Genomic DNA, 11,227 nt, shown 5'->3' with positions numbered 1-11,227 from the left:
CAAGTCGATCATCTGGGGATTCCCGTTCCTGACCGCAGGGATCATCACCGGGGCCGCTTGGGCGAACTACGCGTGGGGGACCTACTGGTCCTGGGACCCCAAGGAGACCTGGTCGCTGATCGTGTGGCTCGTGTACGCCGCATTCCTGCACGCCAGGATCACCCGTGGCTGGCACGGCAAGCGGGCTGCGATTCTTTCGATCGTGGGCTTCCTGGCGACCATCATGTGCTACCTGGGCGTCAACCTGGTCCTGTCCGGCCTCCACAGCTACGGGAGCTGAAGGGCCGTGCCAAACAGCCGGCGGGGGTTTTTTCAAACGGAGGATAAAACCGTGCCCCGATGACCTGCATCGTAGCATCATCGCGGAATGGTTGATTGGACTACTCATCTCGTGGAAAAAGGGGCGCTGGCGTGAGGCGTTTTCGCAAGACTCCGGTGGTCGCATGGGCTGTCTTTCTGGCCGTCTTCCTGCCGGGAGTCGGCGGATTCGGGGAAACCGTGCTCTGCATCGGTGCGGACGGCCACGTCGCCGTCGAGGCCGCCGTTTCACCCGGCGCCTGTTTTTCCGCTTCCGTGCAGGGGGATAATTCCGCCAACGACCCCGAACGGGAACGTTCGCGGACGGAGGACCGTTGCAGTCCCTGCGTGGATGTCCCCTCGCTTTCCGCGCCGTGGGCGAATACCGCGTTCTCCTTGCACCTTTCCGGACACGCAGCCTGGTTCGCGACGTCGCCGTCGCCGACCGCCCTTCAAGGCCATGAAATACCCGCTTCGACCGGCGAGGGGCTTCTCACCGTACGACCCTATGATCCCGCCGGCGCTCCCTGCGCCTTCCTTCGCACGACCGTTCTCCTGATCTAGACCTGCTCCATAGGACACTCCGGCATCGCTCAGCCTCATGAGCGATGAAGTTCCGGTCCGTTCCCATCCCGGCGCGGCACGGGGACAGGACGGCAATCGCTATTTGTCGAGGCCGCGAAACGACATGGTCATCGGTTCAAAGGAGGTGGCGGGATTGGGTTCTTCCATCGGATCAACGTTTTTGGCTCTGCTCGCTTTCCTGCTCGCGATAAACGTCGCGACGGCATCCGCCGCGGAGAAGGTCTTCGGTCTGGCGGAGGTCCTCTCCTACGCCTTGGAAAACAACGGGGCGATCAAGGTTTTGCGCGCCGAGAGGGGGCTGCGCGAGGCGGGGAAGATCCGGGCGGGCCTGCTCCCCAACCCTTCCCTGGAGTTCGAGGGCGCCGGCGATTTCCTCTTCGCGAACGAGGGCGAAAGGAGATTCTCCGCCGCCTGGTCCCAGGAGATCCTGACCGCCGGAAAAAGGACCAGGAGGCTCAAGGTCGCCGGGAAGGAGCTGGAGGAGTACGGCTACCGGATCGCCGACGCGGAACGGCTCCTTTCCGAGGAGGTCAAAATCGCCTTCTACGATCTCCTCCTGGCCGAACATCGGTTGAACCTTGCGGGGAGACTCGTGGAGATCAACGAGCAACTTCTGCGGGTCGCCCGGGACAGGTTCGAGGCCGGGGACATCCCGGAGCTGGAAGTGAACCTGGCCCGCGTGGAAGTGGCCAGGAGCCGGGGACGCAAGACGGAAGCGGAACGGGAAATCGAGCCGAGGCGGTTGAATCTCTTTTCCTCGATGGGCCTCCCACCGGGCTCGGAGGTCGCAATCACGGGCCCGCTCGAAAAAAAGGGGGGGTCGACCCGTATCGAAGATCTCAAGGCGCTGGCGCTTGCCCGGAGACCGGACCTGATGGCCCTGGCGGTCGAAAAGGAAAAAGCGGAAGCGGAAATCCTCCTGGCGAAGGCGGAGGGGATTCCCAACGTGACGGCCATGCTCTCCCTGGAGCGGGAGGATTCTTCGCTGAATGTCGGAGATATCACGGCGAAAGATCGCGACAAGCTGGTGGGGCTCAAGCTGTCGGTGCCCCTCCCTCTGTTCGACCGGAACCAGGCGGGGAAGAAGGAAGCGATTACGAGGAGGACAAGCGCCGAAAACCGATACCTCTCCGCCAGGAAGAATGTCGAGAGAGCCGTGGAAGCGGCTTTTTCCCGACTGATGTCCACGGGGAAATCGCTGTCGATCTACGACAAGGACATTTTCCCCCAAATCGAGGAAAACCTCCAGTTGACCCGGGAAGCCTATCGCCTGGGGGAGGTGGGCTTTCTCTCCGTGATCGAAGAGCAAAGGAAGTTTCTCGAAGTCAACGAAGGTTACCTGTCTGCTCTCCACGAATGGAACACGGAAATGGCCCGGCTTACGGCGGCGGCGGGAGGAGAGATCGAATGACGGACGCACCACGAACCGAATATGTCGGAGGAAACGGATGAAAAAGAGGGGGGCCTTTACGATCGTTGCGATCGCGGTCGCCGTCGTCCTGGGCGGCGCTTTTATTTACCGGGTAAGCCACATCGTGACAGGAGGAAAACCGGCGACCGCGGAAAAGAAGGAAACGGTCGCGGCCGGAACGGCCAGCGAGGGAAAGGAAGGCGGGGACAAGCAGTCCCGCGGCGTCCGTCTGAAACCGGAAATCCTGCAAGACCGCGCGGTCGTCGTGGAGATCGCGAAAAAGGTGACTCTGGGCGGTCTCGTCGCAGCGACCGGCAAGGTGGAATCCAACGCGGACCGGACCGCCCACGTCTCCCCCAGGATTCCCGGAAAGATCGTGTGGGCCGGCGCGAGCCTCGGGGACACCGTCGCCGCAGGGCAGGTCCTTGCCCGCCTGGACAGCGTGGAACTGGGGGAAGCCCTCTCCGCGTACTACAAGGCCCGGTCCCGGGTCGGCCTTGCGAAGGCCAACATGGAAAGGATAAGGACCCTGGTCGAGAAAAAGATCGCGGCCCGCAAGGAGATCCTGCAGGCGGAAACGGAATACCAGACGGCGATGTCGGAGCTCCACGCCGATGAGGAACGGCTGAGGCTCTACGGCCTCTCGCCCTCGGAATTCGAGGAGCACACGGAGGAGAAAAGAATCCTCCTCCCCGTCCACTCCCCCATCGCCGGGGTCGTGACCGGGAAGCATACGACCGTCGGTGAGCTGGCGGACCCTTCGAAAAACCTCTTCACGGTCGCCGACCTTTCCTCGGTGTGGGTGCTGGTCGACGTCAACGAGAGGGACCTGGCGAAGATCGAAAAGGGCAGGACAGCGGCCGTAAAGGTCGGGGCCTTTCCCGACAAAGTCTTTAGGGGGAGGGTGACCTACATAGCGGACCTGGTGGATGACGCCACCCGGACCGTGAAGGCGCGGATCGAGGTGGCGAACCCGGGCCGGAAGCTCAAGCCCGAGATGTTCGCCACGGTGGAGCTGGTCATCCCCCCGAGCGGCCGGCCGGTGTTGGCCGTCCCCGAGGAGGCCGTCGTCGAAATGGAAGGAAAGAAGCTCCTGTTCATCACCGGGGATGACGTCGAATTCCTACCCAGGGAGATCACGACCGGGGCCAAGGGGGGAAGCTGGACGGAAATCACGGCGGGCCTGAAAGAGGGAGAGCGGTACGCGGCCAAGGGCGGGTTCCTCCTGAAATCGGAACTCAAAAAAGGCGAACTCGGAGAGGAATAGGCCGATGATCGACAGAATCCTCAAATTCTCGCTGGAGCAGCGGCTGCTGGTCGTCATCGCGACCGTTCTACTGGTCGGCGCGGGCCTGTGGGCCATGAACCGGCTCCCCGTGGACGCATTCCCCGACGTCACGAGCATCCAGGTGCAGGTTCTCACCCAGGCGGGCGGGATGGCTCCCACTGAGGTGGAGAAGCAGATCACCTTCCCCATCGAGACCACGATGGGAGGGCTTCCCCGCCTCCAGGAGATCCGCTCCCTCTCCAAGATCGGCCTCTCCGTGATCACGGTGGTGTTCGAGGACGGAGTCGACATCTACTTCGCCCGGCAGCAGGTCTTCGAGCGCCTCCAGCAGGCCCGCGAGCGGCTCCCCAAAGGGATCGAGCCGCAGCTGGGACCTATCACAACCGGACTGGGCGAGATCTTTCATTACCTCGTCGAGGGGGAATACCACGACATCCGGGAGCTCCGGGCCCTTCAGGACTGGGTGGTCCGGCCGATCCTGCGGACGGTCCCCGGTGTCACCGACGTCAACTCCTTCGGCGGACAGGTGAAGCAGTACCAGGTCTTGCTCGACCCGGGGAAACTCAAGAGCCTCAAACTGACGATCCACGATGTCATGGAGGCCGTGGAGAAGAACAACGCCAACAGCGGAGCCGGTTACATCGAGCACCGGGAGGAACAGTACATCGTCCGGGGACTGGGCCTCGCCAGGGGCCTTGCCGACCTGGAACGGATCGTCGTGGCCTCCCGGAACGGGACGCCGATCCATCTCGACGACGTGGCGCAGCTCCGCATCGGCAGCGAACCCCGCCAGGGAGCGACGACCCGCGACGGGAAGGGCGAGGCGGTGGCCGGCATCGTGATGATGCTCCAGGGAGCCTCCAGCAGGGAGGTGGTCGCCGGCGTCAAGGAAAAGGTCAAGACCGTCCAGAAGCTTCTGCCGGCGGGCGTCCGCCTGGTTCCCTACTACGACCGGACCGAACTCGTCCGGAAGACCATCCGGACCGTCCGGAACAACCTCCTGGAGGGCGGCCTGCTGGTCGTGGCCGTGCTTTTCTATTTCCTTGGGAACGTCAGGGCAGCCCTCATCGTGGCCCTGGTCATTCCCCTATCCATGCTTTTTTCCTTCCTCGGGATGCACTGGCTCCGGCTTTCCGCCAACCTCATGACGCTGGGGGCCATCGACTTCGGGATGATCGTCGACGGCAGCGTCGTGTTGGTGGAGAACACCATGCGGCATCTCTCCGAGAGGAAGGACGGAGAGGGATTGGTCCACACGATCTTCGAATCGGCCCGGGAGGTCGCCCGTCCGATCGTCTTCGGGATCGGGATCATCATCATCGTTTATCTGCCCATCGTGACGCTCCGGGATATGGAGGGGAAGATGTTCTCCCCGATGGCTTACACCGTGGGGTTCGCGCTCCTGGGCTCCCTGATCCTGACGCTGACGCTCGTTCCGGTGCTCTGTTCCCTGCTCCTGAAAGGGAGAATCGTCGAGGAGAAGGACCCGTGGCTTCTCCGCGCCCTCCGGGAGGCATACCTCCCTGCGCTGCGGAAGGCAATGGCCCACCCGGGAAAGACGTTGGGCGTCACCGGCGCCGCATTGGCCTTCGCGCTGGCCCTTGTCCCCTTCCTCGGGAGCGAGTTCCTCCCGACCCTTGACGAGGGAAGCATCACGGTGCAGTCCTTCCGCCTTCCCTCGGTTTCCGTGACCGAAACGGTGAAGACCGCCGCCGCCGTGGAGAAGGCGCTCCTGTCCTTCCCCGAAGTGGAGAAGGTGGTCTCCCGGGCCGGGCGACCGGAAATCGCCAACGACCCGATGGGGATCGACATCTCCGATATCTCCGTCAACCTCAAGCCCCGCGGGGAATGGAAGACGGCCCGCGCCAAGGAGGAACTGGTGGACAAAATGCGGGAGCGGCTGGAAAACATCCCCGGCATGTCCTTCTCCTTTACACAGCCCATCGCCCTGCGCGTCGACGAGCTGGTTTCCGGAGTGAAGTCCCAGATCGCCGTGAAGGTCTTCGGCGACGACATGGAAACCCTGAAAATCAAGGGAGAGGAGATCGCCCGGGTCATCGAGAAGGTCCGGGGGGCCGCCGATGTCACCGTGGAGAAGACATCCGGCCTGGGCTACCTCCAGGTGGAGATCGACCGCGCGTCCATAGCCCGCTACGGCATCAACGTCAGCGACATCCAGGACGTCCTGGAAGTCGCCGTGGGCGGAAAAGCGGTTTCCGAGCTTTTCGAGGGGCAGAGGCGCTTCTCCATCGCGCTCCGGTTTCCCGAGCATCTGAGCAACGACGTGGAGAAGATCGGTGAGATCCTGGTCCCCGCCCCCGGGGGGGCGAGGATACCCGTCAGGCAACTGGGGCGGGTCTACACCGAGGAAGGGCCGGCCCAGATCTCCCGGGAAAACGGGTCCCGCCGGGTCGTCGTGGAGTGCAACGTGTCGGGGCGCGACATCGGCGGTTTCGTCGCCGATGCCCAGGAGGCCATCGAGGAGAAGGTGAAGTTTCCTCCCGGGTACCACATCACCTGGGGCGGACAGTTCGAGAACCAGCAGCGGGCGATGGCAAGGCTCTCCGTCATCCTCCCGATCTGCCTGGCCTTGATCTTCATCCTGCTCTTTTCCACCTTCGACTCGGTGCGCCAGGCGCTCCTCATCATCCTGAACGTCCCCTTCGCCCTCATCGGGGGGATCGTATCCCTCTTCCTCCGGGGACTGCCGCTCTCCGTCTCCGGAGCCGTGGGGTTCATCGCCCTTTTCGGCGTCGCCGTGCTCAACGGCATCGTCATGGTCTCCTACTTCAACAAGCTCCGCGAGAAAGGGGTGCCGCTGGACGACGCCATCCTGAAAGGGGCCGAGGTGAGGCTGCGCCCCGTCCTGATGACGGCCCTGGTCGCATCCTTGGGTTTCATTCCGATGGCCCTGTCCCAAGGAACCGGCGCGGAGGTGCAAAGGCCGCTGGCCACGGTCGTCATCGGGGGGCTGATCACCTCGACGCTCCTGACGCTGATCGTCCTGCCTACCCTCTACCGATGGTGGGAGGCAAGAATCGAAGCGAAAATCAACGACAAGGAGACTCCCGCATGAGACAGATCAAGTCGTTCGTCAGGTTTCGCACGCCTGCCCGCCGAGGAAACGCCTTGATGAGAAGCGTGAACGGATTCTTACTGGCAGCCATCGTTGGAACCGATCTCGCAGGCTGCATGACGACCTCCCAATTCATGCAGGCAAAATCCCAAACCGCGAGGAAAGACATCTTTAGCGAAGCAGACGAAAAGGGGGCTATCCCGAACGGATACGCCGACTTAGAAATCAGAACGTCCATCAAGACCCACGTGCAAGGGTACTATCCGCTCGAGTCGAAGGATTCCGTCCATGGAAAGAAAGGCTATCCCTTCGTGTTGAACATCGACGGCCAGGCCATCGTGTGGAAGGTCGACGGGCAGGAAGAAACACTCCCGGCCTATTTTGAGAATGGCGGGCGGAATCCCGAGGGAGGTACCGGCGTCAGGTACGTCATCCAGAAGAAAATCCGCCTTGCCGCAGGAGCCCACCGGCTGTACTTCGGTCTCCCGGCGGAGGATCATTATCGGGAGTTCGACGTGACATTGACGGCGGGCGGAACCTACGCCCTGACGTTCGAACCGGTCTATAAACAAAGAATCCCCGGTCTCCAAAGAATTCCCAATGTCCGGAGTTTTGCGAACGGTTTCGATCGATACGAAAAGGTGTGGACGGAGATACGTCCCGAACCCGAGGGCCGAACGGGACCGCAATGAACGGTGTACCGGCCTAAAACAGGGGGTGCTCCAGGGAAAGGTAAAGGAACACGCCATATTCGCCACTTGAAGGGCCAATACCGATCGGAACCCCGATCCCGGGCACAATCTGAAGTCCCGACTTGAAATTCATCGCGAACCGGAGGCCGGGGTTGATGAAGAACGATTTCTCCCTGTTTAGGAAACCGTCCCCCTGGATGGTTTCCTGGGTGCTTCCGACGGCTTCGGCAAGGAGGTTGAAGTTCTCCGAAAGGAGGTAAATGAGGCTCGCTCCGTAATTGAAGGCGGTCGTGTCCCTCCGGATGCCGCCCGGCCCCTTCGCATTTGGGATAAAGGTTATTCCGACGTTCCAATGGGTGACCCATTTGTCGAAGAGCTCCAGGCTGAGCGGGACGTTCGCCTGGAACCCGAGCGCGCCGTTCCCGAGGCCTTTCTCATCGTTACCGGTTGGAAGAATCAGTGACAGCCTTGGCGCAAGGGCGACCGGGGCCTTCAGAATAAGCTGGCGGCGGTAGTTCAACAGGATGTCGACGAGACCCGTCTCCGTGCCGTCGGAATGGAGGTGGTTGATCGGCACGGTCGCGGAGAGTTGATGCGTTTCGTCGGGAACGGGCCACTCCTCGGTGAAGGTATAGTTCCAGGATTTGCCCTTCATGTACTGGAGCGACTGGATATGCTGAATTACTCCCGCTTCCTGGTTGTAGGCCTCCTCCAGCAGAAACGAGTTGTCGCGGATCTTATTCGTCTCCTCCGCCGCGCCCGGAAGCACCGTTGCAAGGATCGCCAGGATTCCCAGGATCCCCAGCTCGCCCGCCCTTCTCGCCGTTCCGAGCCTCGACACGGGGCCCAATCCCTCCCAAAGGGTGAAGTTCTCTCCGACAGTCTAATCGCCTCCGCACGCGGGAGGATCTTTTTTTTTCATTCCCTGGGTCGTAAGGATACCGAGATTCTTGACCGGGACGGCACGACGCCCTTCCTGCATTTCCCCGAGGAACTGCAACCGTTGCGCAAGTTGGGATAGCGGAAAAAAGGCCGCTTGGGAATAAAAAATGTGGCGGGCGATATATACGGCGCTGCGCGCCAAGATACTCTCCCGGGAAAATCGGCGCGCTTGGAATACTTACGATCGCGTACCCCGGATTCGGGGGTCGAAAACAAACGGCGTTGGCTTGCCGATCAAAACTCGAGCGAACTGCGGGTGTGCCGGATTTAGGAGGACGTTGTTCTCCTCCGGGATCACAGCGGACGGCACACAAAGAATCGCCGTCTCCGCTTTTCGAAGCCATTCCTCCCCTATCTCCTTTAATTTGACCGGCGAGGGCGAGGAACGCCAATCGACGGGCAGATCGCGCGCCTCCACGCGGGAAACCGCGATGTCGTCCGGAATTTGGGCGGTAATGACCACGAGATCCGACGGAAGGCCTTTACCATCGATGTTGACCAGATACTCGAGGGTCGCAAGGGATAGAGACGACGACGTGTAGACGACGGGGATGCCTGGGCGATTCCACCGGCCTCCATAATCCGCTGCCCCCCGGCCGCTGTAAGACCCGCCGGCGTACCTCGCGCGGCAGATTCGCCAGCAGCCGATCAACTATGGATCCCGTGCTCGATTCGCCCAAGGATCGCCTCCACTTCGGGGAGACCGTTCTCGGCCATGATCACCGACAGCGGGACTTTGCCTCCCAGCGCCCGATTTGGCGCGAGCAGCCAGCGCGCGGCCTTTTCGCTGTCGCCGATGGCTTCCGTGGCCCGGGCCGTGATCCGCGCGATCCTAGCCAGCCGGTTGGATTCCTCTTCGGTAAACCTCTTCTCCTTCCTTCTGCGGGCCAGCGTCCGCGGCGGGATGTCCAGCAGCGAAACCGCCTCGCTTTGCTTGAGCCCCAGGGTCCCCGCCAAGGCATCAAGTGTCTTCAGGGGCAAACCCTTTTTAAGGGCCACGAGGAACCCGTCGAAGGTCGTCGCGTGCTTCCCGATCAACCTTTCTCCCCCGAGGATGTTCACGATCGCTGCTTCGTACACGGCGGCACCTCCTTGCCATCTGGCCTATATCTTAATGCCATCAGGCCCAAGTGTCAATACGGAGAGATGGTGTATGGAGAGGATAAAAATTACCGGCATTCCCCCGTTCCGTTTCCGTTGTACGTGTCCTCGGCGATGCGCCCGTGATTCAGCATGATCCTCCGCTGGGCAAGGTTTCCCAGGACGCGGTCATGAGTCACGACGATGATGGTCTTGCCCCCCCTGTGAAGTTTGTGGAAGATCTCGAAGACCTTCTCTTCGTTTGCCTCGTCCAGGTTTCCCGTCGGCTCGTCGGCCAGGATGACCCCGGGGTCGTTCACCAGCGCCCGGGCGATGCACGCGCGCTGCTGTTCCCCTCCCGAAAGTTGAGAAGGGAGGTGCGAGGCGCGATGCCCCATCCCCACGGATTCCAGCATCTCGCGGGCCTGTCCTTCATCCACCATGGAGTGGAAATACTGGGCCAGCATCACGTTTTCCCGCACGGTGAGATAGGGGATGAGGTAGAACTGCTGGAACACCAGTCCGATGTTCTCCCGGCGGAAAACCGCCGCTTCGGCCGGCGCGAGACCGGCGATGTCCGTGCCCAGCAGCCTCACCCGGCCGGTCGTTGGTCTATCGAGACCGTCCAGAAGGTTCAGGAAGGTCGTTTTCCCCGAGCCCGACGGTCCCATGACGGCCACCCATTCCCCCCGCGGGATCCGCAGGCTGATGTGGTCGAGGGCCTTCACCTCGCCGGGATAAACCTTGCTGACTTCGGTAAATGTTACGGCTGCTTCTTCCATCATTCCCCCCTGAGTGCGATGGCAGGATCCAGTTTCAGGGCGCGCCTCGCGCCCGCGCCGCCCGCCAGCAGGGCGACGCCTACGGTGACGGCCAATGCGGCCAGAAAAGATGTCCAATGGGGCGTGACCGAGACCTGGAAAATGCGGAGCGTTACCCCTTGAGCCAGGAACGTGCCCAGAAGGAAACCGGCGGCGGCGCCTACGGCCCCAAGTACCGCGCTTTCATAGAGAAGAAAGAGCACGATCAATCGCCTTTTTGCCCCCAGCGCCTGGAACAGGGCCAGCTCCTGCCGGCGCTCCGCCACGCGGGCCAGGACGGCGGCGGAAACCCCGAGAGACGACAGCGACAGGACGGCAAGAAGCGCGAGCGCCGACAGGAGCTTGATCTTTTCAAGGGTCTTCTGTTCGCCGTGCAGGATCTGGCGCAACGGTTTCACGGCGACGCCCGCATGCGTGGCATCCAACCGTTCGGCCAGGAGTCCGATCCCCTTCTCTCCCCCCGGTACGGACAGCAGGGCGTAGGAGGTCAAGGGCGGCGGCATCCTCGAGGTTGGCGCTTCGGCGCCCTCCGTGGAGGCAGGAACGGGGAGAAAGATCCTGTCCTCATCCTCGTCGCCGGATTCGAAGACCCCGGTAATCCGTATCCGGCTTTCCTGGCCGGGACGGGTCCATCGGATCGTCCATTCCGACCCCTCCTTGATCCCGAAGGCAGCCGCGGCCCGCATGCCCGCCAAACCTTCCCCAGGCGACACGGGGCGCCTGCCCCGCACCACCCAGTAAGGGGTCATTCCGGATAATTCCTTCGGATCGGCCGTGATGACGGCCGCCGGCTTGCCTTTCAGGGTGCCGACCCGTCCCTGGAGCACGGCTATTCTCGCATCCGCTCCCACCGCCAACCCCTTCACCGCTTCCCATTTCGGAGACATCCCGACCGATCCCGGCGCCGTCATCCCGCCGGAAGGTTCCGCGTCCGAATAGACGACGGCGTTCGCCCCGAGACGGCGCAGGGAACCGCTCATTTTCTTCTCCGCGTCGACGGCGAGAGCGGCGAACAAGGTGACCAGCGCCGCGCAG

Annotated in this window: 11 protein-coding genes and 1 pseudogene; 6 read left to right on the top strand and 6 right to left on the bottom strand. The window is 62.3% G+C overall.

From position 1 onward, the window contains the following. The 6 genes and pseudogenes from A2Z13_03495 (at position 1) to A2Z13_03470 (ending at position 7,349) form a co-directional block, all read left to right on the top strand. A pseudogene (locus A2Z13_03495) lies at positions 1-280 on the top strand (c-type cytochrome biogenesis protein CcsB). Positions 281-411: 131 nt separating this feature from the next. Further along, complete coding sequence (locus tag A2Z13_03490; protein OGP76822.1) at positions 412-861, top strand: hypothetical protein; 450 nt, start codon at positions 412-414, stop codon at positions 859-861. Positions 862-985: 124 nt separating this feature from the next. Next, positions 986-2,293: an RND transporter gene (locus A2Z13_03485; protein ID OGP76821.1), complete on the top strand. Its 1,308-nt coding sequence runs from the start codon at positions 986-988 to the stop codon at positions 2,291-2,293. 37 nt (positions 2,294-2,330) lie between these two features. After that, positions 2,331-3,560 (top strand): efflux transporter periplasmic adaptor subunit, encoded by a 1,230-nt coding sequence (locus tag A2Z13_03480; GenBank protein ID OGP76820.1) that lies wholly within the window; start codon positions 2,331-2,333, stop codon positions 3,558-3,560. Between the two features lie 4 nt (positions 3,561-3,564). Beyond that, positions 3,565-6,657: a hypothetical protein gene (locus A2Z13_03475; protein OGP76819.1), complete on the top strand. Its 3,093-nt coding sequence runs from the start codon at positions 3,565-3,567 to the stop codon at positions 6,655-6,657. A 56-nt stretch (positions 6,658-6,713) separates the two neighbouring features. After that, on the top strand, positions 6,714-7,349 hold the full coding sequence (locus tag A2Z13_03470; GenBank protein ID OGP76818.1) for a hypothetical protein: 636 nt from the start codon (positions 6,714-6,716) through the stop codon (positions 7,347-7,349). Positions 7,350-7,362: 13 nt separating this feature from the next. Here A2Z13_03470 and A2Z13_03465 read toward each other — a convergent pair whose 3' ends face one another. The 6 genes from A2Z13_03465 to A2Z13_03440 all read right to left on the bottom strand — a co-directional run. Continuing rightward, positions 7,363-8,154 carry a hypothetical protein gene (locus A2Z13_03465; protein ID OGP76823.1) on the bottom strand — a complete coding sequence of 264 codons (792 nt, stop codon included), beginning with the start codon at positions 8,152-8,154 and terminating at the stop codon, positions 7,363-7,365. A gap of 78 nt (positions 8,155-8,232) precedes the next feature. Next, positions 8,233-8,433, bottom strand: coding sequence for a hypothetical protein (locus A2Z13_03460; GenBank protein OGP76817.1), 201 nt, complete (start codon positions 8,431-8,433; stop codon positions 8,233-8,235). Between the two features lie 36 nt (positions 8,434-8,469). Next, positions 8,470-8,943 carry a hypothetical protein gene (locus A2Z13_03455; protein ID OGP76816.1) on the bottom strand — a complete coding sequence of 158 codons (474 nt, stop codon included), beginning with the start codon at positions 8,941-8,943 and terminating at the stop codon, positions 8,470-8,472. Beyond that, on the bottom strand, positions 8,940-9,371 hold the full coding sequence (locus A2Z13_03450) for a hypothetical protein (protein ID OGP76815.1): 432 nt from the start codon (positions 9,369-9,371) through the stop codon (positions 8,940-8,942). The genes A2Z13_03455 and A2Z13_03450 overlap by 4 nt, the downstream gene beginning before the upstream one ends. Positions 9,372-9,460: 89 nt before the next feature. Then, a complete protein-coding gene (locus tag A2Z13_03445) occupies positions 9,461-10,153 on the bottom strand; it encodes a GTPase (protein OGP76814.1) in 693 nt (230 codons plus the stop codon). Then, positions 10,153-11,227 (bottom strand): hypothetical protein (locus tag A2Z13_03440; protein ID OGP76813.1); only part of this gene is annotated, 1,075 nt, incomplete at its 5' end. The genes A2Z13_03445 and A2Z13_03440, both read right to left, overlap by 1 nt.

It is taken from the genome of Deltaproteobacteria bacterium RBG_16_64_85 (genome assembly GCA_001798885.1).
Taxonomy (GTDB): Bacteria; Desulfobacterota; Deferrimicrobia; order Deferrimicrobiales; family Deferrimicrobiaceae; genus FEB-35.
Note: the sequence above shows the minus strand (reverse complement) of the source record. Positions and strands in the feature narration are given on the sequence as shown.